Source organism: Cupriavidus sp. 05L310, from assembly GCF_056398185.1.
Genome location: NZ_JBFTOX010000089.1, coordinates 1 through 26,140 on the forward strand (window position 1 = coordinate 1; position 26,140 = coordinate 26,140).

Consider the following 26,140-nt stretch of genomic DNA (forward strand, 5'->3'; position numbering starts at 1 on the left):
ATGCCGCCGAAGGTAGGCTCGAGCGCGGCAATGATCTGCACCAGCTTCTCGGGGTCCTTCTCGTCGAGTTCGATGTCGAACACGTCGATGCCGGCGAACTTCTTGAACAGGCCCGCCTTGCCTTCCATGACCGGCTTGGAAGCCGCCGGGCCGATGTCGCCCAGGCCCAGCACGGCGGTGCCGTTGGTGATCACGCCGACCAGGTTGCCGCGCGCGGTGTAGCGGAAGGAATTGGCCGGATCGACCACGATTTCCTCGCACGCGGCGGCCACGCCCGGCGAGTAGGCCAGCGCCAGGTCACGCTGGTTGGACAGCGGCTTGGTCGGCGTGACCGAAATCTTGCCGCGTGTCGGAAATTCATGATATTCCAGGGCGGCCTTGCGCAGTGATTCGCGGCTTTGGTCAGGTGTGCCATCCGGCTTTGCTTCGTTATTTTCGGGTGTGGTGGTCATGATTTGCAGTACGAGATTGGCAAGCCAATCGTGCTTCGAGCTGGATTAACGGAATGCTGTGATTCCATCAATCTCCGGGAGTGTCGGCTTCGGTTTCGCGAGCGATATTCCGGCATGTTCATGCCGAAAAAACGCGGCGTATCGGGAGCGATACAAACCGCCGCAACCGCGGTTGGCATGGCCTGATCGCCATGAGAATGATCGCGCGGAGAGTATCGGACCAAGCGTAGCCGTGCCCCAGGCTGCCGTACAGTATCAGAGCGCGCCTAATCTACCGTATCAGCGAAGTGCGGGCGAAATCAGGAGGAGACGGGAATATAACCATGGCCGGGATTTGAAATAATCTCAACCCGCCTTGAATTCGATCGAGGCATGGCGCGAATGCCGGGGCTAGCCGGCCGGCCTCAGTTCCCGTTGTGCCGGCGGCGCAAGCCCCCGGCGCTCGATCGGCGTCGAGAAGACAATGGAAGTCCTTGTCTCGCCGAACCCGTTGATCTCGGAGAGGAACAACTCCAGGTCCTCCAGGTCGGTGGCCACCACGGATAGCATGTAGGAATCGTTGCCGCTGACATGATGGCATTCCAGTACGCGCGGCGAGTCGCGGAGTTTGTCCAGCAACGCCTGCTTGCCCGGCTGAGGCACATTGATTCCCACGATGGCGCGCACGCTGTAGCCCACGGCCTTCGGGTCGATGTCCGCATGGAATCCTCGCACCACGCCGGCCTCTTCCAGGCGGCGCAGGCGCTCCAGCGTAGCGGGGATGGACAAGCCCGTGGCTGCGGCCAGTACCTTGAGCGGTTGCCGCCCATCGGCCTGGATGGACTGGATCAGGCGCCATGCCTTGTCATCGAGTTCAAGCATAGGGTTTCCGTACTTTGGCCGGGCAGCTTAAAAAATCGAAAGCTCGTCTGCCGAACCACGGAATTTACACGATTCATTTGCCGGGGAGAACTGGATACCATGGGCGCATGGATTCGACGACACTTCTCCTCTTCCTCAAGGCGGCCCTGGTCGGGATTTCGATCGCGGCGCCGGTCGGCCCCATCGGGCTCCTGACGATTCAGCGCACGCTTGAGCGCGGCATGGCAGTGGGACTGGCCACCGGCATGGGAGCCGCGCTGGCGGACTCCGTGTATGGCGCGATCGGCGCCTTCGGGGTCAGCTGGATCATCCACGCGCTTGCCGCCGCGCGCATGCCCCTGGCGCTGGGCGGCGGCGCCTTGTTGCTCTGGCTGGCCTGGCGTACCTGGCGCGCGCCGCTGGCGGCATCGGCGGCGTCCGTGCCCGGCGGCTCGGATCTGCTGCGTTGTCTCGCCGGCACCTTTGTCCTGACGCTGTCCAATCCCGCCACCATCCTGTCGTTTGTCGCCGTGTTCGGCGCCCTGAGCGGCGGTGCCCTGGGCCCGGTTTCTCCCGTTCCCATGATCCTGGGGGTATTTGCCGGGTCATCGCTCTGGTGGCTCGCGCTTTCCCTGGTGGTCGCACGGGGCCGCCATCTGTTCACGCCCGCCTGGCGCCAGCGCATCAACGCGGTCTCGGCGCTCGTGCTGACCGCGTTTGCGATGTGGCAGTGGATTTCGGTTGTGGGAACGTGATATGGAAACCTGCCCGATCAATGATCGGAGCTTGTCGACTTGCTACCGGCGTCGCTCAAAAGGCAACCGGCAACTTTCGCAACCCTTCAGGAACATGCCGGGCGCTTCCCTGTCTATGAATTGCGTTCAGTTACAATGCTGTAGTGCACCATCGCCTCGCAACAGGCCATTTCAGGCCATTTGCACCCTGCGGCGAGCACTGCGCCATCTCCGTTTACCCCCAATTCATGCGATCCCTGCTGCTCCTGCTGACCGTTCTGTGCTTGTCTCTGCTGTCCTTCGGGGCAGCGGCGGGTTCGCACGCCGGTGCGGCGGGGGCTGCATTCGAGTCTGCCCAGGCCGAGCGGCTTGACCCGCTCGACCGCGTGATCCTGGAATCCACGCTCGCCCGCACCCTCGACGAACTGGACGGCGGTGCCGACCTGGAACGCGTTGTGGCGCCGGGCGACGATGGGCTGCCGGGTGAATCGGCCGCGGAGGTGCTGGCGGAGGACGACAACCCGCCCGGCTACTGCGAAATCTGGTCCGCCGACCTGCTCGACCCGCTCGACATGCTCGACGAGATCGAGGAATCCAGCGCGCTCTTCGCGCTGCCGACCGTACGCGTCTCGCTGCCGCCCAACGAGATCGCGCAACAGCTCCCGGCGCGCCCGGAGCCTTTGCCCGCGGCCTTCTTCAAGCCGCCCATTTCCCTGATCTGACAGCCCTGGCAACCCCGGCGCGCCATTGGCGTGCCCGGGCTGCGTTCCCATTGCCTGGGCGCCTGGGCCCGATCGCGTCCGCGATCGCTGGCTGACCGTTGGCGCGCGCTTCTTGCGCGCGCCGGCGGCGGGCGCGCAGCCGTTTCGCCTGCCCCCATTTGTCATGCAGATCAAACAGATCACTATGTTTTCCATGGTGGCGTTGCTGTCGCTCGGAGCCTTGCCGGCTCTCGCGGCGGAAACGTTCACCTTGCCGCAACTGCTGTCCCTTTCGCAGTCCACCAACAAAGGCGTCGAAGCGGCGCAGGCAGGCGTGGATGCCGCCAGTGCCGCCGTGACCAGCGCGCGCGCCTATCCCAATCCGCAGGTGGAGGTGCTGTACGGCCGCCTGTCGCCGCGTACCTCCGGTGTGACCGGTGGCGCCGCGCCGACCATGGCCATCACCCAGAAGCTGGACTATCCGCAGCAGCGCAAACTGCGCGCCGAGATCGCCGGGCGCAGCCTGGAGGCGACCGAAGCTGGCCGCCAGGCGTTCCGGGCGGATCTGGCGGCGCGCGTCAAGACCTCATATTTCGACGTATTGCGGCGCGAGATGGAACTGGCCGCGGCCAAGGAAGACCTGACCATGATGCGGCAGATCCAGGACCGCGCCCGCCTGCGGGTGGAGGTTGGCGAAGCGCCGCGCTATGAGCTGATCAAGGCCGACACCGAACTGCTCGGCGCGCAAAAGACGCTGCAGAGCGCCCAGTTGCGGGTCAACCAGGCCAAGGCCGCGCTGCGCCAGCAGGTGGGCGGCGCCTTGCCGGCGGCCTATTCGCTGGCCGGCAGCCTGAACCAGGCGCCGGCGCTGCCGGCCCTGCCGGTGCTGCGCGATACGTTGACCGGAACCAACGCCGAACTGACCCAGCGCCGCCTGGAAGCCGACCGGGCCAGCCTGGCGGTGGACTACCAGCGCTCGCTGAGGCTGCCGGAACTGGCGGTGCGCGCCAGCGCCGAGCGCCAGCCCGACAACACGGTCTCGCAGGTCGGCCTGGTCCTCACCATCCCGCTGTGGGACCGCCGCAGCGGCCCGGTGGGCGAGGCCACCGCGCAGGCGATCCAGGCCCGCTCGGCGCTGGAGGCGCGCGAGTTCGAGCTTGCGCAGGAGCTGGAGTCGGCCTACCGGCAATACGAGATCACGCAGGCGCAGGTGAGCGCGCTGGAAGGCGGCATCGTGCGCCAGGCCGAGTCCGCGCTCTCGGTGGCCGAGTCGGCCTATCGCTTTGGCGAGCGCGGCATCCTGGATTACCTCGATGCCCAGCGCGTGCTGCGCGGCGCGCGCAGCGACCTGATCGCCGCGCAGTACGAATTGCAGGCGGCCACCATCCAGATCGAGAAGCTGCTGTCGAGCGTGCCCGGGCAATCCGGGGCACCCACGGCTCCCTTCGCTCCTTCGGCACCTACGGAAACCCAATAAGCATGCGTCCCCATTTTCTTCTTTCCCTGACGGCAACCGCAGTCCTGCTGTTTTCCCTGGCAGGCTGCTCCGACGAACCCGCGCCCGCCACCGAAGCGCCCAAGCAGCCGCCCGGCGTGGTCAAGCCGGAAGGCACCCTGCAGGCATCGCTCAAAGTGGCGCCGGTCGCCACCAGCGCCTTCAGCGAAGTGCTGCGCGTGTCCGGGCGCATCGATTTCGACGAACAGCGCGTGGCCCGCATCGGCGCCAGCGTGACCGGCCGCGTGACGGATCTCTACGGCATCCTGGGCCAGGAGGTCAAGGCGGGGCAGGTGCTCGCCCGCCTGCATAGCAGCGAACTGGGCGCGGCCCAGATGGCCTTTCTGAAGGCCGAGGCCCAGACCGAGCTGCAGGTCCGCAACGCCGAGCGCGCGCGCCAGTTGTTCGCCGCCGACGTGATCGGCCGCGGCGAGCTGCAGCGGCGCGAGAGCGAACTGGCAATCTCGTCGGCCGAGATGCGGGCCTATCGCGACCAGCTTCGCGTGCTTGGCATGTCGCCCGCCGCCGTGGCGCAACTCGCCAAGAGCGGCAGCATCGATTCCTATTCGCCGGTGTTCTCCAGCATCAGCGGCACCGTGGTGGAGCGCAACGTGGCGCAAGGCCAGGTGGTGCAGCCTGCCGACGCGCTCTACACCGTGGCCGACCTGTCGCGCGTATGGGTGGTGGCGGAGGTGCCGGAGCAGCAGGCGGCGCTGGTGGCCGAAGGCCAGAGCGTGGATATCGAGGTGCCGTCGCTGGGCAATGGCGCTGGCCAGAAGCAGATCACCGGCAAGCTCATCTACGTGGGCCGTACCGTGAATCCGCAAACGCGCACCGTGCTGGTCCGCACCGAACTGGAGAACCGCGAAGGACGCCTGAAGCCGGCCATGCTGGCCAGCATGCTGATTGCCAGCGCGCCGTCCGAGCAACTGGTGATCCCCGAATCCGCCATCGTGCGCGACGGCAACGACGAGCTGGTGTACGTGGAGCAGGCCGGTGGCCTGTACCGCCTGACCAAGGTCAAGCTGGGCGCCGAGAGCGACGGCATGCGCGTGGTGCAGGGCGGCGTGAAACCGGGCGACCGCATCGTGGTGGACGGCGCCTTCCATCTGGACAACGAGCGCAAACGCCTGGAACAGGGTTAATCGATCATGATGAAAGCCCTTGTGGAAGCCGCTATCAAGCAGCGGCTGGTGGTCTGCGTGCTGGCCGTTGTGCTGTTCTTCTTCGGCCTGCGCGCGGCGACCAAACTGTCGGTGGATGCCTTCCCCGATGTCACCAACGTACAGGTGCAGATCGCCACCGAAGCCACCGGCCGTTCGCCGGAGGAGGTCGAGCGCTTTGTCACCGTGCCGGTGGAAATGGCGATGACCGGCCTGCCCGGCCTGGAAGAGATGCGCTCGCTCAACAAGGCGGGCCTGTCGCTGATCACGCTGGTCTTCACCGATGCGACGGATGTCTACTTCGCCCGCCAGCTGGTGATGGAGCGCCTGATCGAAGTGGCCGGCCGCATGCCCGAGGGCGTGACGCCTGTGCTCGGTCCGGTCTCCACCGGCCTGGGCGAGGTCTACCAGTACACGCTGGACCGCACCGACGACGGCAACCGCGCGTTGACGCCCGAGGAGTTGTCCGAGCGCCGCATCGCGCAGGACTGGGTGGTGCGCCCGCTGCTGCGCTCGATTCCCGGCGTGGCGGAAATCAACTCGCAGGGCGGCTTCGTCAAGCAGTACCAGGTGCTGGTCAACCCGGACCGCATGCGCCACTATCAGGTCACGTTGCAGCAGGTCTACCAGTCGCTCGCGCGCAATAACGCCAACTCCGGCGGCGGCGTGCTGCCGCACTATGCCGAGCAATACCTGATCCGCGGCGTGGGCCTGGCCCGCGGCGTGGACGATATCGGCAGCATCGTGCTCAAGGAGATATCGGGCACGCCGGTCTATGTGCGCGACGTGGCCAATGTGACCATCGGCCACGAGGTGCGGCAGGGCGCGCTGGTCAAGAACGGCGAGACCGAATCGGTCGGCGGCATCGTCATGATGATGCGCGGCGGCAACGCCAAGGAAGTGGTGAGTCGGGTCAAGGCCCGCGTGGCCGAGATCAACGAGCGCGGCATGCTGCCGGGCAAGCTGCAGATCGTGCCGTATTACGACCGCAGCGAGCTGGTGGATTCGGCGCTGTGGACAGTCACCAAGGTGCTGCTCGAAGGCGTGGTGCTGGTGGTGATCGTGCTGTTCCTGTTCCTGGGGGATGTGCGCTCGTCCGTCATCGTGCTGGCCACGCTGGTGCTGACGCCGCTGATGACCTTCATGGTGATGAACCAGGTGGGCTTGTCGGCTAACCTGATGTCGCTGGGGGGGCTGGCCATCGCCATCGGCTTGATGGTGGACGGCTCGGTGGTGGTGGTGGAGAACGCGTTCGAGCGGCTCGGCCATCGTGACAAGAGCGGCATGACCAAGACCGAGATCCTGGTCAAGGCGGTGCAGGAAGTGGCCACGCCGGTGATCGTCGGCGTGGGCATCATCATCCTGGTGTTCCTGCCGCTGATGACGCTGACCGGCATGGAAGGCAAGATGTTCGCGCCGCTGGCGTTCACCATCTCGATTGCGCTGGCGATTTCGCTGTTCCTGTCGCTGACGCTCTCGCCGGTGTTGTCGTCCTACCTGCTCAAGGGCGGTGCGGAGCACGATACCTGGCTGATTGCCTTCATGAAGCGCCACTACCTGCGCATGCTGCACTGGGCGCTGAACAATAGCCGCAAGACCGTGATTGGCGCGGTGATGGCATTCATGGCCACCGTCGCCATCGTGCCGCTGCTGGGCACGTCCTTTATCCCCGAGATGAAGGAAGGCTCGATCGTGCCCGCGTTGGACCGCGTGCCCAATATCTCGCTGGAGGAGTCGGTCAAGCTGGAGATGGAGGCCAACAAGCTGGTGCTGTCGGTGCCGGGCGTGAAGTCGGTGGTGTCCGGCGTGGGCCGTGGCGAAAGCCCGGCCGACCCGCAGGGCCAGAACGAATCCACGCCCATCGCCAGCCTGAAGGACCGCGACGAGTGGCCCGACGGCTGGACCCAGGACGATATCGCCAACGCCATCCGCGAGAAGCTCAAGGCCATCCCCGGCGTGCAGATCGTGATGGCGCAGCCGATTTCCGACCGCGTCGACGAGATGGTCAGCGGCGTGCGTTCGGACGTGGCGGTGAAGGTGTTTGGCGATGACCTCGACAAGCTGCGCGAGCTGGCTGGCGAGATCGCCCGCGTGGCGGGCGGCATCCAGGGCTCGCAGGATATCCGCATCGAGCGCATCTCCGGGCAGCAGTACCTGTCGATCGAGATCGACCGCCAGGCCATTGCGCGCTACGGGCTCAATGCCTCGGACATCCACGACATCATCGAGATCGCCATCGGCGGCAAGCGCGCCACGGACATCTTCGAAGGCGAGCGCCGCTTTGCCGCGGCGGTGCGCCTGCCGGAAGAGTTCCGCGACAACGTGCAGGCCATCCGCCAACTGCTGGTGGCCACGCCCAACGGCGCCCAGGTGCCGCTGCAAAGCGTGGCGAAGATCGAAGTCACCGACGGCCCCGCGCAGATCAGCCGCGAAATGGCCAAGCGCCGCGTGGTGGTGATGATCAACGTGAAGGACCGCGACCTCGGCGGCTTCGTCGCCGAGCTGCAGCAGGCGGCGGACAGCAAGGTCAAGTTGCCGGAAGGCTACTACCTGGAGTGGGGCGGGCAGTTCCAGAACATGGAACGCGCCATGGGCCACCTGAAGATCATCGTGCCGGTGACCATCGCCGCGATCTTCTTCCTGCTGTTCCTGCTGTTCAACTCCGTGCGCTTTGCCACGCTGATCATCACCGTGCTGCCGTTTGCTTCCATCGGCGGCATCATCGGCCTGTTCATCACCGGCGAGTACCTGTCGGTGCCGGCCTCGGTGGGCTTTATCGCGCTGTGGGGCATGGCGGTGCTCAACGGGGTGGTGCTGGTGTCGTATATCCGCACGCTGCGCGATTCCGGACTGTCGCTGGACCAGGCGGTGATCCAGGGCGCGACCCAGCGATTCCGGCCGGTGATGATGACGGCCACCATCGCCATGCTGGGTCTGGTGCCCTTCCTGTTCTCCACTGGCCCGGGCTCCGAAGTGCAGCGTCCGCTGGCGGTGGTCGTGATCGGCGGGCTGATCACGTCGACCCTGCTGACGCTGGTGATGGTGCCTACGCTGTACCGCTGGTTCGATAACCGGAAGCCGGACCCGATGAAGGATGTGCCGGTGTAGTACAGGCACATCGCACAGTCAGGCAACGCCTCACGCGGTTTCGGTGGGGCGTTTTTCTTTGGGGCAAGCCGGCGCGCTAACGCATGACCCCGTCCATTCGATATCATGTGCGCTGCCGCGGACCAACGCGCAAAGCACGGCATGGCGTCGCACCGGGGCGGCGGGGCGCCGAAGCCTTTTACCGTAACGCCTCCAGGGAATCACGTGTCAGGGCCAGCATCATCACAGATTGCGGAAGAATTCGAAGCCAGTGTGGAGGCAGCGCCGCCGCAAGTGCACGTCCGCCTCGACGGGCGCGTACTTCCGGAAGCCTGCGAACTCTGGCGCGCGGCGCTGGCGCCGCTCTTCGACGTCAGGATTGGCGTCGCGCAGGGCGCCTTCTCGGGTGAGTTGATGGCGTTGCATCTGGGCGACAGCCTGATCGCGCGCTGCGCCGGCTCCGTGGAGCATCGCTTCAAGCGCGGCATCGTCGAGATCCGGCGCAGCAATATCGACCACATCCTGATTCAGCTCTATGCCGCGGGCGGCGTTCAGGGCGAGTATGGCAACCGGGCGCTCAATGCTGGCGTGGGTTCGATCAGCGTGCTCGACCTGGGGCGGACGCTGGATAGCTCGACACCGCCGTTTGCCAATATCACCCTTACCGTGCCGCGCGATCGCCTTCCCGCGTCGCTGCGGAGCTGGAACCTGCACGGTACGGTGCTGGACGCCGGCCAGGGATCGGCGCGGCTGCTGGCGTCGCACCTGTCGCAACTCCTGCTGGCTGGCGACGCGCTGACAGGCGAGGAGAGGGCGGCATCGGTCACCGCGGCGCTGATCATGCTGGAGGGCAGTGGCGCCAGGCTTCGCGATAGCGAGCCCGACGTGCAAAAGGCGGCACGCCGCAGCATGCGCAAGCTGGTGCAGCGCTATATCGAAGAACACCTGACCGTGGAAGCGCTCTCGCCGGAACAGGTCGCCGGCGCTTTCCGCCTGTCGCGAGCCAGCCTCTACCGCCTGTTCGACGCCGACGGCGGCGTGAACGCCTACATCCAGGGCCGGAGGCTGGATCGCTGTTTCGATGAACTTGCCCGATCCAAGGGCAGCGGGCTCAGCATCGCCGAGCTGGCATATCGTTACGCCTATTCGAATGAGAGCACCTTCAGCCGTGCCTTCCGCCGCCGCTTCAGCCTGAGTCCGCGGGAGGTGCGCGCGCTCGCGGAGCATCCGCGCAACAGCTGGCCAGCGGCGCCGGCCGACGCAAGCGAAGCGACCACCATCAACAAATGGCTGGAGAGCCTGCGGGGCGAATTCACTGCCACCGGCAGCGGCGCCTGACGGTATCGGGGGCCGTCCGATGCCTGGCCCGGATGCCGCCTGGCGGCAAGGGCTCAGTCCTCGACTTCGATGACCTGCCCGCCGCACTGTATGTAGCACGCCTGGTAAGCGCTGTCGCAGCTGTAGGTCGATGCGTAGCTGGAGCAGTAAGCCTGCCGCTTGGTGCATTGCTCCTTGCCCTTGTCATTCGCGGCGGCGGCAAGGCAGGTGGCAAGGGCGTTGGCGCGCCGTGTTTCGCAGGCCTGCTCCTTGACGGCTGCGACCTGTTCCTTGCCGGTGATGCAGATCTGCTTGTTGGTTTCGCAGGTCGTCACGCATTGACGGCCCGCATCGGATTTTGGGGGGACGTACTTGTAGGATGTACATCCTGCCGCCAGGACTGCCAGGAGGAAGCCGCACAGGCTTCGGTATGGTCGTTGCATTTCCATCATCGGGAGCGCGCCACGGGGCGCTGGTGCATCGCGCCTGCCCGGCGCAAGTTCCCGGCTGGCGTTTCGGCGCCTGGAGCGCCCCGGCGCTTCTTCGGGGACCCCAGGCAGCCGAGGTTTTCAAACGAGGCAAAGCAGCGTGACTCCGGCCGTGGAAACCGGCTCAGCGCACCTTGGGCTTGCCATACCGGATCGGCACATCGACCCCCGCCGCCGGCGGAAGCAGCGTCTTGAGCTGCTCCCTGGCAGCCGCCGCGTCCTGGAAGGAAGCGAACGTCAGTTTGCTGATATTCATGTGATCGAAGTACTGGATGCCGGTGGCTGAGCGGCTTAGCTTGCCGACTTTCTGCTGGACTTCCTGGGTTGATACTTGCGAAACAATCACCTCGTTGTGGCTCTCGCCGACAACGCCCCGGTCGTTCACGACCAGCGTCACCGGGCTCCCCATGGCGCCCGCGCTCTTTGCCGTGGCCGAAGCCGGCAGCGTCTGGAACGACTGGCTGCCAAGGCGAACGGCCGTCGTGCCCGCAAGGCTCTTCAATTCCGCGGGTGAAAGCTGCTGCCCGGCCACATAGGCCGACGCGCCCGCGTGGCACAGCGTGGCGGCGAGCGCCGCGGCGCCGCACAGCAAGACCCTGAGGGACAAGTTCTTTTTCATCATCATTCTCCTCGCCCCGTTATTTCGCGGCAATCACACGGTACTCAACGGCCAGGGGCTTGCTGAGCTTGACGCTGGCACCATCGGCTTCCGGCAGAAAGCTGCTGCATGCGCCGGGCGCGGCGGGGGCTGGCATCGCGCTGACTGCATACACCTCCCAATTTCCGGCGGCGTTCTCGCCATGGAATGCATAGCTGCCCAGCCCGTAGCTTTTCACTTCCGGCACGCCTGTGCTGTAGTAGCTGTTGTAGGGAACGGCGAGTGCGGAAATGGTCCCCGAGGGGGATTTGACAAAGATGCCAACGCTGCCGACGCAGATGGAGCCGCTCAGTCTCAGTTGCAGGGTATCCACCTTGTCATTGCCGCCGACCGTGAACTGCCCCAGCTTCTGGACCGAACCGTACTTGAGCTGCGCGCTATCCGCGAACGCCTTGGTGAAGCCGCCAATTTCCAGGGTTGCCGGCTTGTAGGCGCTGTATGCCTTCGCCAGCCTGACGGCGGCCGCGGCATCCGCCAGGCCGAAGCCGTACCAGTTCGAGTAGTAGTTGCCCGCGGCATTCTTTTGCCAGCCCAGATCCAGCCGCGCAGTCTGGCTGCCATCGACGAGGCTGGCATCATCACTGGCGGTAAATGTCCCCTGCTTCAGGTCAAGCCGGAAATTCCGGTTGTCGCGCGAGCCATAATTCGGATCGATTCTCCTGGCGGTCACGCGAAGAATCTCGCGGACGTCTCGCCATGTCAGGTTCGGATTTGCCGCCAGCATCAGCGAAACCACCCCTGAGATGGTCGGGGTGGCGGCCGAGGTGCCATTCATGCTGGAATAGTCGCAGTTCGGGTTATCCTTCTTGTTGGTCGCGGTGCCGCCAATGGTGAATGCATTGGCTAGTTCCAGGTAGTTGCGGCTATATCCTTTCGCGCAACTGGTCAGGTCGGTCGAGTAGATCGTCGGCCCGGAGCCGCCTTCTCCGTACTGCCCCTTCTCCCCATATTCACCACCGAGCCCGGTGATCCAGTTGACCGCTCCGGCGTTGGAGTAACTCGATTTGATGCCCTTGGCGTTGGCCGCGCCTACCAGGATGACGCCAGGCTCAAGCGCTTCCGTGTCGTTCGCGGGATTTTCGCAACTGAGGACGCCGCTTATCCCGTCGATATCGGGGCAAGACCTGGGTGTGTCGCCCCGGATGGCGTGGTACTCATTGCCCGATGCCTTCACCATGACCAGGCCCTTGCCGCTTCTCAGGTTCGGGAAGGCCCGGATGACGGCACTGGTCCCGGCTGCGGTGTCGTACTCGTCCGGCACCTCTGGATTCCCGCCATATGAGGCATTGATGATATGGGCATTCCGGGACCAGTCGGCGCCGCCGTAGGCCTGCAGGATGTCGGCACCCGCGGTGCCGATGAAGCGCGCGCCGCCCAGGGTGGCGCGGGGCGCGATGCCAATCACGCCCTTGCCGTTCTGCGCCGCGCTGATGATGCCGGCGACATGGGTGCCATGCGCGTCCGCGATGTTCATCGGGATATTGGCGGGCGTGGGGTTGCTGGTGCCGTCGTCAAAGTTGTAAGTCATCGAATTGTTCACATTGGCGACCAGGTCCTCATTGTTGATATCGACGCCATCGTCGAGAACCAGGACATTGACGCCCTGGCCCTTGATGCCCGCGGCATGCGCTTCTTCCACATTGAGGTCGGTGACGCCATCCGCCGTATCCGGGAATGACTTGAAGTAGCTGGTGGCCTGCCTGAGCGCCCATTGGTAGATGTACAGCGGCTCCGTGACCCCGGTCTGACAGGCAAACTTCGCATCGACACCGGTTTCGGTACAGCTCGACGCCAGGGGCACGGGTGTGGGCGCGGGCGCGGGCGTGGGCGCGCCGGGCGTCTGGGCGCTCGCAGCCGGGGTCTCCGGGTTGTCGCCCCCGCACGCCGCGAGCGCGGCGGCCGCCAGAAGCGTCAGCGATATCAGTTTCGTTCTTCTTTTCAGCATGAGATTACCCGCTCTAAAAATTGAGTTTTCACTACGCCATGACTGGTGCCGGGCGAATACCGCAGGAACTGCATGGTGTCGGCCAGCCGCGGCGATGCGATTGCGCGGACGCTGCCCGCCGCCATGCGGCGCTATGGACGAACGCCGAAGACGCGACCGGGCCGGCGCATGGAATTGCGCCGGACGCAAGCCGCGCTGCCTGGTTGCTATCGAGGGCCTTTTGGAATGGCCTGGTCGTGCGCGGCCCGCTGGTGGCAAGGGTGTCGTGCCCGCCATCGACGGTCGCTTGCCAGTCAGGCCCGGGCCGCGCTCTTTCTCTAGAGGGCTGGCGCGTACCTCGAACCGGCGCCAATTTTTGCAGAGTTATCGTTTCGGCACTTGACGCTGCGTCTCACAAAAACTGACGTTTCGTCTCACGTGGGGGTGTCGCGGGCGCTGGCAGGCAAGCATCGCCGGCACGGGACCCGGCGGGGCATGCGCGAGGGGTGCGCTCCGCCCCTGTCCGCTATGTCAGGAAGGGAACTTGCGCGGTATGGCGATAGGTTGATGCAGATGAAGCCAGAGGTGAGCCGAATCACCCGCCGCCGCGAAACACACGATACGAACCATCGACCTCCGGATCGTATTGATCGGCGCACCACTTCCAGACGTTGCCCAGCGTGTCGTAACGTCCCCGGTCATTGGGCTGCTTCCGACCGGCCTCTTGCGTGTTGCATCCGGTGTTTTCTCCATACCAGGCTATATCGGCGAGTTTTCCCCATGGTCTGGAAGGCTGGAAGTCTTTGGCAGGAGGTTGCAATACCGGACGGCATCAATCCATGATACGTTCTCCACCGGACATTGCGCGGCGGCATACGCCAATGGCCATTGGCACTGGCCCGGCACGTCCAGCGAACGCCTATCCGGCACCTTGTCGGCCGGGCTGAATTTATTGCACTTCTCTATCCCCAATATCATGAAACAAAAACCCAAAGGGCAAAGCCCGCTGAAGCGGCATATCGCGGCAGGTTCGATCGTATTCGCAACGCTATTGGCAGGATGCGCCGCCCAGCCACCCGTGAGCGCCGTGCCCAACCCAGGCCCGCAAGGCAGCCGTGGCACCCCGGAGGGCTGCCAGGCCGACAAGCTTGCCGATGACGCGCTGATCGGCAAGAGCGAGGCCGATGCCGTCGCACTGCTCAAGGGCTGTGCCTGGCGATTTGGCGAACGCGAAGGCCAGCATCTGCCCGGCACCATGGACTACAACCCCCAGCGCCGCACGCTGGACGTCAAGGACGGCAAAGTGACCGCGGTACGCCGGGGGTGATCGGCCAGGCCGGACTGCGGCAGTGTAGTATCCCGGCGGCCCGTAAGGCGGACGCAGCAAGCTGTCGTTTCGTGGCCCAGGTTTCGTAGCCCAATTCAACAGTGTCATCGCCGATGCGTATCGAACAAGCCCGATCAGACGACGTGCAGGCGGTTGCTTCAGTCTTGCAAGAGGCGGCGCAGTGGCTTGCCAACACAGGCCGGCCACTATGGATGCCTTCCGACGTGAGCATCGAGCGTGTGCTTCGTGATACCGCGGCAGGGAACTTCTATGCGGCGCGCGACGGCGATGACATCATCGGCGTCATGCGGTTCGAACTGGAAGACCCGTTCTATTGGCCGGAGGTCGAGCCCGGTACATCCGCCTTCGTGCACAAGCTGGCGGTTCGCCGCTCGTGGGCCAGGCAGGGTGTCTCCACCGCGCTGCTAGCCTTCGCCCGAGAACGCGCACGTAGTCTCGGGCGCCGGCATCTCCGGCTGGATTGTGTCGCTGACAGGCTGGCGCTGCGAACGCTCTACGAGCGTTTCGGCTTTGGGCTGCACAGCTGCGTGCAGAAAGGCGCAGGGTCCGTTGCCCGTTACGAACTGGCGGTCACGGACTGAATGGGCTGAATGGACTGCCGTCCTTCAGCGTCGGCAGCAGTCATCCGGTACATATCTCCCCGGCATCCGCTTCCCGGTCATTCGCGTCCCGCGAGCTCGATGTGGTAGACCAGGCGCTGGATGAAGGTCTGCTGGCCGGGGCCGAGGGAGACAAAGGTGCAGCCAATGTGATGCATGGCGCGCTGGTCGCTCCACACCAGACCATGCCCGACCACCTGCAGGTCGAACTCCAGTTCGCCCTGGTTGCGAAAGTCCAGCCTGCATTTCGGCAAGATCGTGCCTGCCGGAAATGGGTCGGTATTGGCGATACTGGTGCGAAGGCCGACACCGGAGAGCGAAAGGTCGGCAATGTCCAGCTTCAGAACCTCGTCATCGGGCGTGCGCAGCTCGCAACGATAGCCCATGGCGGCGTCCGGGCGTGCGCGGGGGTGGCGGCGGCGTTCAAAATGGTAGAGCTGGGCCGGGAAGGCCGCGGCGCAGGCCATGCCGCCCTGATACCTGATGGGGTAGGGTCTTTTGATGACGAAGCGGATCTTGACATCGCGCAGCACCGCGGAGACGGCAATCTCGTCCGATGTCAGCAGCAAATCCCGCTCCGCTTCTGTGCGGCATCCGTCGAAGATGAAGGTACAGCCTACGGGGTCAACCTTCAGCAATGTGGTGGCAATCCTGTAGCCGTCGCGCGTGCGCAGCCTGACAACGCACTTCAGCCAGGCAAGATCGAGCAGCACGGCACTGATCTGTATGGGAAGGGTGAGCCGGTGGCGGGCATCGGGCGGGAAACCGTCTGGCGCTTGCGTGCTAGCGGTCTGGCGCTTGGCATTGGCGGGTTCGGGGCTCACGGGATCCTTCAACAAAATGGGAATCGAGGAGGGCTGCGTCTCGATTCCAGCGGCGCTATGTTCAGATGTGCGGGCAGCCTGGCGGGGGCGACGGGACGTTACCCGAGGAAGAATAACGGCAGAAAGCGGCGAGACTTTACCCCTGCGCTCGGAGGGGTAAGTAAGGCAATCCACCCAAGATAAGCAGCCATAGAATGGCACATTTTTTTCGCGCAAGGCATTGACGGGCAACGAGATTTGAGTAAGCACCACCCTGGTGCAAATATCTGCGCGCACGCAACCTGCACTCCCCATGCTGTTTCACCAGCTGCGCCGGAGCCGCTTCGGACCTGCGGATGAACCGCATCTGCGCCATCACCGCGCTCAAGGCGTATCCATCGCGTGCGACCGGATCGCGCCTGGCCTCGGCCGGTATCTTGGTGGATTGATTCCTATCCCCCACGTTTCGTGAGGTGGCTGCTGCGCTCGAAACGCCAGAATCTCTGCCGTTTGGACGAATAAGTCTTAATTAGTACTTGTCCTATTAAATACCCGTGAATCACTTAATTCGGATTATTAATATAGGACTAGTCCTATATTAGGCCAGGCGTGCAACGCTTATAGCACGACTGGCCTCCACGCTTCAATCCCACTTCAGTAGGTTAAAGCCAGCTAACGGCGGGGCATCGCCCGCCAGCCCGCTTGTCGTCGCAGCTTTACTGCCGGCAGCAGACTTTTTTGTCCGCTTTCGAATAAATTAAGAGTCAATTGTCTGATTGACCATTTCGCCGAAAACAAAAAACAATGTAAATGCCTTCGCAAGGAATGACATTTCCCATTCGTCATTCCATCAAGTCCATTAAGGTGCCGTTCGCCATGGCGCCGCCAATCCAGGACCGAATCAAGCATGAATAAGGGTAGTTTCCGCCTGGTTTTCAACAGGCGTCGCGGCATGCTGGTCGCCGTTGAAGAATCGGCAACCAGCACAGGCAAGGGCCATCAAGGCGGCGCGCGGTCAAGCCGGCGCGCGCGGCAGGGCCCGGCGCGCATCGCATCGCTTGCGGCTGCGCTGCCATCCGTGCCGTTCGCACTGCTGACCCTGCTGGCGCTGGCTGCCCCCGCCAGCGCCCAGATCGTGGCGAACTCCGATGCCGGCGCCAACCGCCCTGACGTGATCCAGACCAGCAACGGCCTGCCGCAAGTCAACATCACGCGGCCCTCGGGCGCTGGCGTGTCCACCAACGCCTACACGCAGTTCGACGTAGGCAGGGGCGGCGCAATCCTCAACAACTCACCCACTTTCGTTTCGACCCAGCAAGCCGGCTTTGTCAACGGCAATCCCAACCTGCTGCCGGGCCAGAACGCGCGCATCATCGTCAACCAGGTCACCAGCGCGCTGCCCAGCCAACTGCGCGGCTACCTGGAAGTGGCCGGGGGCCGGGCCGAAGTGGTGGTAGCCAATCCCAACGGCATCCTGGTCGACGGTGGCGGCTTCATCAACACCAGCCGCGCCACGCTGACCACCGGCATGCCGGTATTCGGCGGCACCGGCAACCTCGACGCCTACCGCGTCACCGGCGGGCAGATCTTGGTGCAGGGTGCCGGCCTGAACGCGGCCAATGTCGACCAGGTGGACCTGATCGCCCGCACCGTTACCGCCAACGCTGCGCTCTACGCCAACAACCTCAACGTCATCGCCGGCGCCGGCCAGGTGGACCGCGCCACGCTGGCGGCTACGCCGATTGCCGGCGCCGGGCCCGCGGCGGGGGTGGGCATCGATGTCAGCCAGCTGGGTGGCATGTACGCCAGCAAGATCCTGCTGGTGGGCACCGAAGCCGGCGTGGGCGTGAGCAACCGCGGCGTGTTGGCCGCGCAGGCTGGCGATCTCACGCTGAGCGCGCAGGGCCGGCTGGAACTGGCCGGCAAGACCAGCGCCAGCGGCAACCTGGCCATCGCCGCACGCGGCGGCGTGGACAACAGCGGCACCACCTATGGCGCGCAGGCGGTTTCGCTCGATACGGCGGGCGCGCTCAGCAACAGTGGGACGCTGGCGGCGCAGCAAGCCCTGCGCGTCAACGCGGGCAGCGTCGCTTCCAGCGGCAGGCTCGGCGCGGGCGTCAATGCCGACGGCTCGGTCGGCCAGCGGGCCGACCTGACCGTCATCGCTGACGGCACCCTGTCGTCCAGCGGCAAGCATGTGGCGGGCGGCAATGCCAGCCTGAACGGCACGGCGCTGCAACTTGCCGGCAGCCAGACCACGGCGCTGGGCAACCTGAACCTGTCCGCCACCGCAGGCGATATCAACCTGAACGGCGCCGCCACCAGCGCCGGCGGCGCGCTCGGCGCCACGGCCCGCGGCGCGCTGAGCAATGACCGGGGGCAGTTGTACAGCCAGGGCGCGACAGCCATCACGGCCGGCAGCGTGTCCAACCAGGGCGGACAGATGCTGGCGCAAGGCGCAACGACGGTCTACTCGGCCGGCGCCATCAACAATGCACTGGGCGAGATACAGGCGGGCGGCGCGCTGGGCGTCAAGGCGTTCTCGCTGGACAACGGCGCGGGCCGCCTGGTCTCGCTCAATGCCGATGGCCTGTCCGTCGCCGCCACGGGCGCGCTGACCAATACGGCGGGCACGACGGCGAACGGTGCCACGGGCGGCGTGATCGGCGGGAACGGCAGCGTGCGGCTGACGGCCGGGACATTGGCGAATCAGGGCGAGATCAACGCGCAGGCCAATGCCGGCCTGGATGCCCGGTCGCTGGACAATGACCTGGGCAGCATCACGGCGGGCGATGCGCTGACGGCTACCGTCGCCGGCGCAGCGAGCAACCGCCAGGGCACCATGTCGGCGGGCACGCTTGACGTCACGGCAGGCTCGCTCGACAACGGCGCGGGCCATATCGAGGGCGGCCGGGTCGGCATCCGCACGGCGGGCGACCTGGCCAACCGTGGCGGCGCGATCAGCCAGTTCGGCGAGGGCGACACGGTCATCAATGCCGGTGGCGCCTTCGACAATACCTCGGGCACGCTGGCCACCAGCGGGAAGAACCTGACGCTGGACGCGCAATCGCTGTCCAACGACAGTGGCCGCGTCGCGCATGCGGGCGACGGCACGCTGGCGCTGACAAGCCACGGCGCGCTGGGCAATGCCGCCGGCATCCTCCAGACCGACGGCGCGCTGGACGTGCAGGCCGCCGGTGCTGTGACCAACACGGGTGGGCGGATCGAAGCCGCCGGCACGCACGGCGCACTGTCGCTTGCCGCCCGGAGCGTGGACAACACGGGCGGGCGCGTCGTCAACGTGGGCGACGGACTGACCCGCGTGCGGGCGCAGCAGGCGTTGGTCAATGCCAATGCGGGCCTGATCGGCGGCAACGGCAAGGTGCAACTGGTGGCCGGCGCACTGGCCAACCACGGCCAGATCACCGCCAAGGGCGATGCCAGCCTGGATGCGCAATCGCTCGACAACGACCAGGGCCGCGTCACGGCGGGCACCGCGCTCACCGCCACGGTGGCCGGCGTGGCAAGCAATCGCCAGGGCACGCTGTCGGGTGGCGTGGTCGATCTGTCGGTGGCGTCGCTGGACAACGGCATGGGCGTTGTCGAAGGCGGCCAGGTCGGCATCCGCACAACGGGCGGCTTGTCCAACCGTGGCGGCGCCATCAACCAGTTCTGCAAGGCCGACACCGTCATCAACGCCGGCGGTGCCTTCGACAACACCTCGGGCACGCTGGCCACCAACGGGAAGAACCTGACGGTGGACGCGCAGTCGCTGGCCAATGACGGCGGGCGCATCGCGCACGCCGGCGGCGGCGCGCTGGCCCTGACGAGCCGGGGCGCGCTGGGCAATACCGCCGGCGCCATCCTGAGCAATGGCACGCTCGCCGTGCAGGCCGCCTCGCTGGACAACACCCGGGGCAACCTGTCCGCGCAAGGCGCCGCCAGGGTCGCCACCGGCGCAGTCCTGATCAACCGCCAGGGCACGCTCTACGGCCAGTCTGGCCTGTCGCTCACCAGCCAGGGCCAGGTGGATAACACCAACGGCACGGCGCAGACCGGCGGCGACCTGCTCCTCGCTGCCGATGGCACGCTGAGCAACGCCGGCGGCACGCTCACCGCCAACGGGGCGCACGGCAAGGCCACCGTATCCGCGTCCGGCATCGACAACCGCGGCGGGCGGATTGCCAACGCGGGCGATGGTGCCACCACCGTCACCGCAACCGGTTCGTTGGACAACACCGGCGGCACGCTCGGGGGCAATGGCGACGTCAGTCTCGCCGCCAGCGATCTCGTCAACACTGGTGGCGCGCAAATCGCCGCGGCCGGCGCGCTGACGCTGGGCATCACCCGCAGCGTGGACAATCGCGGCGGCAGGATCTACGGCGGCAAGGGCCTGAGCCTGGACCAGGCCGGCGCCACGCTCGCGAATGACAGCGGCACCGTGCTTGGCGGCGCCGACGTCCAGATGAAGGTCGCGTCGATGACGAACCAGGGCGGCGCGGTACGCGCCAACCAGGACATCGGCGTATCCAGCGCTGGCGGCACCGTCAGCGGCAGCGGCGAGATGACGGCGGGGCGCAACCTGACGCTCAGCGTGGCGGGCGACTATCTCAACGATGCGGCCAACAAGCTCAGTGCCGACGGCGACATGCAGATCAACGCCGGCGGGACGCTGACCAACACCGGCACGCTGGCGGCGCGCGGCAGCCTGGCCGTGCACGGCGCGAACGTGAACAACGCCGCTGGCGCCGGCATCAACGCGCAGTCCACCACCGTGCGGGCCGACAACGCCATCAACAACGCCGGGCGCATCGAAGGCAATGCCGTCAACACCCTGAGCGGCACCCTCGCCAACACCGGCGCGGTGATCGGCAACACGGTACAGGTACAGGCAAGCGACATCAGCAACACCGGCCCGGCCGCCGTCATCGCCGCCGCGCGGGACCTCAGGATCCATGCGTCCAATGCCGTCACCAACCTGGATGGCGCGCTGATCTACAGCGCCGGCAACCTGCAGATCGCCCGCGACGGCACGCGCGACCCGGGTACCGGCATGCTGGTCAACCAGATCAACGTACTCAACAACCGCTCGGCTGCGATCGAAGCGGATGGCGATATCGATATCGCCGCGCGGGCGGTCAACAACACGCGTACCAGCATCGTGACGGAGGCGGGCACGCCGCAGCAGACCGCGGCCCGGACACTAACCACGTGGTTCGCGGGGTTCACGGGCACCGAGCAGCGGAACCACAAGAGCATCACCTTCCCGAGCTGGAACTGGGCGGGGGCGAGCGCGCCTGTCAGCGCCAGCCTGATCAATGCCCTGCGCAGCCCGATCACGGTCGAGGTACCCAAGACCACGGTCGCCAGCTTCGACCCCAACACCAAGACGCTGTCGTTCACGCAGGCGCCGGTTGAGGCGTATTTCAACCCGCAACAGCCCGGCTGCGCGAATGACAATGACTGCTTCACTCCGCCGCCGATCCTGACCCGGCCCATCACCACCAGCAGCACGCAGTACTACCAGGACATCCAGGACACAGGGACGACCTACAAGATCACCTTCTGGCCCGACTGGGATCCGGCCAGGCACATCCGCCCGGACCAGGTGCGCGTGCGCTACGACCTCGGGCCGGACTATCACGACTACAGCGAGATATCGCGCACGACCGTCGCCACCACCGCGACCGACCGGCTGGTCAGCGCGACCCCCGCGGCCAGGATCCAGGCCCAGGGCACCATCCGCATCAACAGCGACGGCGGCACCATCCTCAACCAGTCCTCCATCATGGCTGCCGGCGGCAGCCTGATCCGGCGCGCGGTTGCCAGCGGGGTACAGGACATCGGCACGGTGCTGCAGCAGACGGTCAGCGCCACCGACACATCCACCTTCTATTGGCACCGGAAGAACGGTAGCAACAGCGATACGCAGGAAGTCCCGTATCCCACCACGCCACAGAACCCCACCACGGTGGCGGCGCTGCCAGCCCTTGCCACCGCCAACCAGACGGTGCAAACCACCGCGCAGGACATCACCGTCGGCTCGGTCAACCGCGTCGGCCAGACCGTCACCGGCAGCGGCGTGGCGGGCGGCGGCGCCTCCGGCACGCTGCCCGGCAGTGTCGCGGGCACGGCCGGCGCCGCGCCAACCCTTGGCGCGGGCGCCGTCGCGGCAGCCACCGGCGCTACCAGCCGCCCGCAGACCCTGGGCACCGCCGCGGGCGGCATTCCCAACCTGACGCTGCCGGTCAACGGCCTCTTCACGCTGCGCCCGGCTCCCGCCACGCCTTACCTGATCGAGACCGATTCACGCTTCACCCAGTACAAGACCTTCCTCTCCAGCGACTACATGCTGGGCGCGCTCGGCCTGGACCCGCAGAAGGTGCAAAAGCGCCTGGGCGACGGCTTCCATGAAGAAAAGCTTGTCCGCGACCAGGTCACGGCGCTGACCGGCCGCACCTTCCTGGCGGGCTATTCTGACCAGTTGCAGGAATACCAGGCGCTGATGAACAGCGGCGTAACCTGGGCCAGATCCTTCGGCCTGTCCCCCGGCATCGGCCTGTCCGACGACCAGATGCGCCAACTCACCACCGACATGGTCTGGCTGGTGGCGCAGGACGTAACGCTGCCCGACGGCACGCACCAGTCCGTGCTGGTGCCCAAGCTCTACCTGGCGCAGTCCAGCGCCGTGGACCTGAACCGCACCGGCGCGCTGGTCACGGGCAACAGCGTGGCGCTCAATGCCAGCGGCAATGTGAACAACAGCGGCCGCATCGTTGGCGACGTCGCCACGCAGGTGCTCGGCAACGACATCGTCAACCGCGGCACCATCGGCGACACCAGCGGCACCACCGTGGTCCAGGCGCTGCAGGACGTGCGCAACCTGGGCGGACGCATCGGCGGCCAGGACGTGCTGGTGCAGGCCGGGCGCGATGTGGTCAGTGAAACGCAGACGCTCAGCGAAGTCCGCACGATCGGGCCCAATGGCTATCGTGCGGGGGCCACGGGCGTCGGCTCCGTGGCGGCCATCTCGGCGACGGGCAACGCCGTGGCGCTCGCCGGCCGCGACGTCACGCTCAGTGGCGCTGTCCTCGAGGCCGGCAAGGGCGCACTGATCGGCGCCGGGCGCGACCTTACCGTTGGCGCCGTCACGCTCGGCACCACGCAGGATGCCGTCTCGCGCGGCGGGCAGAGCTATTCCCACGACCAGACCAGCACCGTCGCGGGCAGCCGGGTCCAGGCTGGCGGGAACGTCGTCGCCGTGGCTGGCCGCGATGCCACGCTGGCCAACGCCGGCATCCAGGCCGGCGGCAATGCCTCCCTCGTCGCTGGCCGCGATCTCACCGTCACCGCAGCGAAAGACACCCACACCCACAGCGAAGGTTCGCTGGGTGGCAAGGGCGCGGCCTACACGCAAGCCTCGACCGACGAAACGGTCCGGGGCAGCACCGTGCAAGCCGGCAACAACGTCACCCTCGCGGCCGGACAGGCACCCTTGGCGGGCGCTGTATTGCAGGCCAACGGCATCAAGGCGGAAGCGCCCGCCACCGGTGCGGGCGGCAGCGGCGGCAACCTGGCGATACTGGGCTCGACCGTCGCCACCGGCACCAACGGCAACGGCGGCGGCACCGCGTCGCCGGTAGCCGCTGGCGACATCACCGTCGGCACGGTCACGCAGACGCATACCCAGGAAAACTGGCAAGAACACAAGCGCTCCGGCTTCCTCTCCAGCGAGCAGAGCACCAGCAAGCGCAGCGCCGGGCAGACCTACGCGGTGGGCAGCACCGTGTCGGCCGACGCCGTCGGCGGCAGGGCCGGGCGCGACCTGACGGTATCCGGCTCCAACATCGTCGCCAGCGATGACCTGGCGCTGCGCGCGGACCGCAACCTGACGATTGGCGTGGGGCAGGACACCACCACGAGCAGCAGCGCGGAAGAGAAACGCAAATCCGGCATGTTCTCCGGCGGTGGCCTCTCCGTCACGATCGGCAAGCAGCAGCTCAATCAAGCGCAAGAGGTCAGCACGGCCACCAACGTCGGCTCGATGGTCGGCAGCCTGAACGGCAACGCCAGCCTGAGCGCGGGCCAGGCCTACACGCAGACCGGCAGCACGGTCAGCGCCCTGCAGGGCGATGTCGACATCCGCGCCAGGAGCGTGGATATCAACGCCGCCACCGACACCGCCAGCTCGTCGCAGGAAAGCCACTTCCGGCAAAGCGGCCTGACCGTCACCGTCACCAACCCGGTACTGGCGGCGGCCCAGACGGCGGGCCAGATGGCGCGCGCGCAAAGCCAGACCGACGACCCGCGCCTCAAGGCGCTGGCGGGCGCGGCGGCGGGGCTGGCTGTATCGAACGCGGCCGATGCCGTCAAGGCCGACCCCAAGGCCATGGGTGGCCTCAACATCAGTGTCAGCTTAGGCGGCTCCAAGAGCGACAGCCAGCAAACGCAAAGCAGCACCACGGCGGCAGGCAGCACCGTGCGCGCCGGTGGCGACGTGCGCATCCGCGCCGAAGGCGGCGGCACGGACAGCAACATCAACGTGGTCGGCAGCAACATCCAGGCCGGCAACAATGCACTGCTGAAAGCGGACAACCAGGTCAACCTGCAGGCCGCGGCCAGCACCGCCGAGCAGCACGGCAGCAATAGCAGCGCCTCGGGCGGCATCGGCATCGGGCTGAACCTTGGCGCGCAGGGCGCGAGCATCGGCCTCACCGCCAGCGCGTCCGCCGCGCGTGGCAATGCCGACGGCAACGACGTGACCTGGACCAACAGCCACGTCAACGCCGGCAACACGCTGGTGATCGACTCCGACGGCGACACCAGCTTGCGTGGCGCCACCGCCACCGGCAAGCAGGTCATTGCCGACATCGGCGGCAACCTCAATATCGAAAGCCTGCAGGACACCAGCCGCTACAAGAGCAAGGACCGGTCCATCGGCGGCAGCCTGACGGTTGGCGCCGGCTTTGCCGCCAGCGCCAACGTTGGCCAGCAGAAGATCGACAGCGACTACGCCAGCGTGACGGAGCAATCCGGGATCCGTGCCGGCGCAGGCGGCTACCAGATCGACGTCAAGGGCAACACCGACCTCAAGGGCGCGGTCATCGCCGGCGGCACGGCGGACAAGAACAGCCTGTCCACCGACACCCTGACTGGCAGCGACATCCGGAACCACGCGGAATACAGCGCCAGCAGCGTTAGCCTTGGCGGCGGATACGCCCAGGGCAAGCCGATGATGCCGCTGGGCGGTGGCTCAGGCGGTGGTGGCGGCGTAGGCCTGACCCAGGGCGGCCAGGCCGCCACGGGCGAGGCGGTGCCTGGCACCAACCTGCCAACCAGCGGCGGCAACGGGCAGGGCGCCTCCTTTGCGCCCCCGATCGCGATGTCTGCCTCGGGTAGCGCCAGCAGTACCACCGCCAGCGGCGTTAGCGCGGGCAACATCACGATCCGCAATGAAGAGAAGCAGAAGGCGCTGACCGGCAAGGATGCGGCGGAAACCATCGCCAGCCTGAACCGCGAGACGGACAACACGGCCAATGCGCTCAAGCCGATCTTCAATGAGAAGGAGATCCGGGCAGGGTTCGAGATTGTGGGGGCGTTGCAGCGGGAGGCGGGGGTATTCCTGAACAACCGGGCGAATGAGGCGGATGCAGCCAAGAAGGCGGCCGAGGCGGTAGCCAAGGATCCGAGTGCGACGCCTGAACAGCGGGCAGAGGCACAGCGGCGCGCAGATGATGCGGCCAAGTGGGGTCAGGGCGGGACATATCGCCAGGTCATGACGGCGCTGACGGCTGCCGCTGGCGGCAATGTGACCGGATCGGCGGCGCAGTTCGCGCAGGGTGCGGCGGTGGGGTACATCCAGGGGCTGGCGGCCGGTCAGGTCAAGGCCATGGCCGATTCCCTGGGCAAAGACACGCCAGGAGCCGAAAGCGCCCGGGCTGCTCTCCATGCCATCGTCGGCTGTGCCGGCGCGGCGGCGGCAAACCAAAGCTGCGGCGCTGGCGCGATGGGTGCGGCGGCCAGTTCCTTGCTGGGCACGTTGCTGGCGCCGACCGACAACATGTCGGTGCGGGAGAAGCAGGCTCGCGAGGATATGGTGAGGAGCCTGGTGGCCGGCGTCGCGGGGGCGGCTGGGGGGAATGCGGCTACGGCGGTGAATGCGGCTACGTTTGAGGTGGAGAATAATCAGGCGGGACCGTTGCCGGCTCCGCCGCCGATTTGGACACCGGGGCAAGCGCAAAAGCCGTTCCAGACACCCGGCAAGCTGGCAGACAATAGAGAGACGACACTGATCGGGACGCCGGATCAGTCGAAGGAAAACCAGTCGAAGCCGTTCTTTCAGCCTTTACAGGACGCATATGACGCGGCAAGGGGCATCGTTACCCAATCCACCCAAGTTAAGCATCAACAATTAGGCATCAACAGGCCTTATAAGCAGCATGTCGATGAGGTTTGTGGCGAGGCGGACGAGGCTTGGCGCGATCCGGCCGCACGCGATGGATACGTGTTGCGATCACGGCCAAGGTCTCAT

General features: G+C 66.2%; 15 protein-coding genes and 1 pseudogene. 9 read left to right on the top strand and 7 right to left on the bottom strand.

The features are described from left to right. Both AC1DS6_RS39365 and AC1DS6_RS39370 read right to left on the bottom strand, forming a co-directional pair. Positions 1–452, bottom strand: a pseudogene (locus tag AC1DS6_RS39365) (NADP-dependent malic enzyme); the annotation flags it as partial. Between the two features lie 390 nt (positions 453–842). After that, a complete protein-coding gene (locus AC1DS6_RS39370) occupies positions 843–1,313 on the bottom strand; it encodes an Lrp/AsnC family transcriptional regulator (RefSeq protein ID WP_477104526.1) in 471 nt (156 codons plus the stop codon). Between the two features lie 107 nt (positions 1,314–1,420). On the opposite strand from AC1DS6_RS39370, the gene AC1DS6_RS39375 reads away from it, so the two are divergent. The 6 genes from AC1DS6_RS39375 (at position 1,421) to AC1DS6_RS39400 (ending at position 9,810) form a co-directional block, all read left to right on the top strand. Further along, positions 1,421–2,047 carry a LysE family transporter gene (locus AC1DS6_RS39375; RefSeq protein ID WP_477104527.1) on the top strand — a complete coding sequence of 209 codons (627 nt, stop codon included), beginning with the start codon at positions 1,421–1,423 and terminating at the stop codon, positions 2,045–2,047. Positions 2,048–2,274: 227 nt separating this feature from the next. Continuing rightward, the gene (locus AC1DS6_RS39380) at positions 2,275–2,748 is read left to right on the top strand and encodes a cobalt-zinc-cadmium resistance protein (RefSeq protein ID WP_441625869.1); all 474 of its coding nucleotides are present in this window, start codon (positions 2,275–2,277) and stop codon (positions 2,746–2,748) included. Positions 2,749–2,941: 193 nt separating this feature from the next. Beyond that, the gene (locus AC1DS6_RS39385) at positions 2,942–4,204 is read left to right on the top strand and encodes a TolC family protein (RefSeq protein WP_477104536.1); all 1,263 of its coding nucleotides are present in this window, start codon (positions 2,942–2,944) and stop codon (positions 4,202–4,204) included. 2 nt (positions 4,205–4,206) lie between these two features. After that, complete coding sequence (locus AC1DS6_RS39390) at positions 4,207–5,367, top strand: efflux RND transporter periplasmic adaptor subunit (RefSeq protein ID WP_045241811.1); 1,161 nt, start codon at positions 4,207–4,209, stop codon at positions 5,365–5,367. A 6-nt stretch (positions 5,368–5,373) separates the two neighbouring features. After that, positions 5,374–8,493, top strand: a complete 3,120-nt coding sequence (locus AC1DS6_RS39395) for an efflux RND transporter permease subunit (protein WP_477104528.1) — start codon at positions 5,374–5,376, stop codon at positions 8,491–8,493. Between the two features lie 273 nt (positions 8,494–8,766). After that, positions 8,767–9,810: a helix-turn-helix domain-containing protein gene (locus AC1DS6_RS39400; RefSeq protein ID WP_477104529.1), complete on the top strand. Its 1,044-nt coding sequence runs from the start codon at positions 8,767–8,769 to the stop codon at positions 9,808–9,810. 53 nt (positions 9,811–9,863) lie between these two features. Here the strand turns inward: AC1DS6_RS39400 and AC1DS6_RS39405 are convergent, their stop codons facing one another. From AC1DS6_RS39405 to AC1DS6_RS39420, 4 genes are all read right to left on the bottom strand, one after another. Continuing rightward, positions 9,864–10,124, bottom strand: a complete 261-nt coding sequence (locus tag AC1DS6_RS39405) for a hypothetical protein (protein ID WP_477104530.1) — start codon at positions 10,122–10,124, stop codon at positions 9,864–9,866. A gap of 277 nt (positions 10,125–10,401) precedes the next feature. Then, positions 10,402–10,896 carry a hypothetical protein gene (locus AC1DS6_RS39410; RefSeq protein WP_441625861.1) on the bottom strand — a complete coding sequence of 165 codons (495 nt, stop codon included), beginning with the start codon at positions 10,894–10,896 and terminating at the stop codon, positions 10,402–10,404. A 19-nt stretch (positions 10,897–10,915) separates the two neighbouring features. Next, complete coding sequence (locus AC1DS6_RS39415; RefSeq protein WP_477104531.1) at positions 10,916–12,880, bottom strand: S8 family peptidase; 1,965 nt, start codon at positions 12,878–12,880, stop codon at positions 10,916–10,918. 574 nt (positions 12,881–13,454) lie between these two features. Continuing rightward, the gene (locus AC1DS6_RS39420) at positions 13,455–13,679 is read right to left on the bottom strand and encodes an SUMF1/EgtB/PvdO family nonheme iron enzyme (RefSeq protein ID WP_477104532.1); all 225 of its coding nucleotides are present in this window, start codon (positions 13,677–13,679) and stop codon (positions 13,455–13,457) included. Between the two features lie 156 nt (positions 13,680–13,835). Between AC1DS6_RS39420 and AC1DS6_RS39425 the strand changes: the two genes are divergently transcribed. Beyond that, positions 13,836–14,186 carry a hypothetical protein gene (locus AC1DS6_RS39425; RefSeq protein WP_441625855.1) on the top strand — a complete coding sequence of 117 codons (351 nt, stop codon included), beginning with the start codon at positions 13,836–13,838 and terminating at the stop codon, positions 14,184–14,186. Positions 14,187–14,299: 113 nt separating this feature from the next. Then, positions 14,300–14,788, top strand: coding sequence for a GNAT family N-acetyltransferase (locus AC1DS6_RS39430; protein WP_477104533.1), 489 nt, complete (start codon positions 14,300–14,302; stop codon positions 14,786–14,788). Between the two features lie 77 nt (positions 14,789–14,865). Here the strand turns inward: AC1DS6_RS39430 and AC1DS6_RS39435 are convergent, their stop codons facing one another. Next, positions 14,866–15,906 carry a flagellar brake protein gene (locus tag AC1DS6_RS39435; protein ID WP_477104534.1) on the bottom strand — a complete coding sequence of 347 codons (1,041 nt, stop codon included), beginning with the start codon at positions 15,904–15,906 and terminating at the stop codon, positions 14,866–14,868. A 655-nt stretch (positions 15,907–16,561) separates the two neighbouring features. Between AC1DS6_RS39435 and AC1DS6_RS39440 the strand changes: the two genes are divergently transcribed. Next, positions 16,562–26,140: hemagglutinin repeat-containing protein (locus AC1DS6_RS39440; protein ID WP_477104535.1), on the top strand; the 9,579-nt coding region annotated here is incomplete at its 3' end.

Bases quoted from the DNA above. Each gene is read 5' to 3' on its own strand.
- AC1DS6_RS39370 (WP_477104526.1), bottom strand. From the start codon at position 1,313: ATGCTTGAACTCGATGACAAGGCATGGCGCCTGATCCAGTCCATCCAG.
- AC1DS6_RS39375 (WP_477104527.1), top strand. From the start codon at position 1,421: ATGGATTCGACGACACTTCTCCTCTTCCTCAAGGCGGCCCTGGTCGGG.
- AC1DS6_RS39380 (WP_441625869.1), top strand. From the start codon at position 2,275: ATGCGATCCCTGCTGCTCCTGCTGACCGTTCTGTGCTTGTCTCTGCTG.
- AC1DS6_RS39385 (WP_477104536.1), top strand. From the start codon at position 2,942: ATGGTGGCGTTGCTGTCGCTCGGAGCCTTGCCGGCTCTCGCGGCGGAA.
- AC1DS6_RS39390 (WP_045241811.1), top strand. From the start codon at position 4,207: ATGCGTCCCCATTTTCTTCTTTCCCTGACGGCAACCGCAGTCCTGCTG.
- AC1DS6_RS39395 (WP_477104528.1), top strand. From the start codon at position 5,374: ATGATGAAAGCCCTTGTGGAAGCCGCTATCAAGCAGCGGCTGGTGGTC.
- AC1DS6_RS39410 (WP_441625861.1), bottom strand. From the start codon at position 10,896: ATGAAAAAGAACTTGTCCCTCAGGGTCTTGCTGTGCGGCGCCGCGGCG.
- AC1DS6_RS39415 (WP_477104531.1), bottom strand. From the start codon at position 12,880: ATGCTGAAAAGAAGAACGAAACTGATATCGCTGACGCTTCTGGCGGCC.
- AC1DS6_RS39425 (WP_441625855.1), top strand. From the start codon at position 13,836: ATGAAACAAAAACCCAAAGGGCAAAGCCCGCTGAAGCGGCATATCGCG.
- AC1DS6_RS39430 (WP_477104533.1), top strand. From the start codon at position 14,300: ATGCGTATCGAACAAGCCCGATCAGACGACGTGCAGGCGGTTGCTTCA.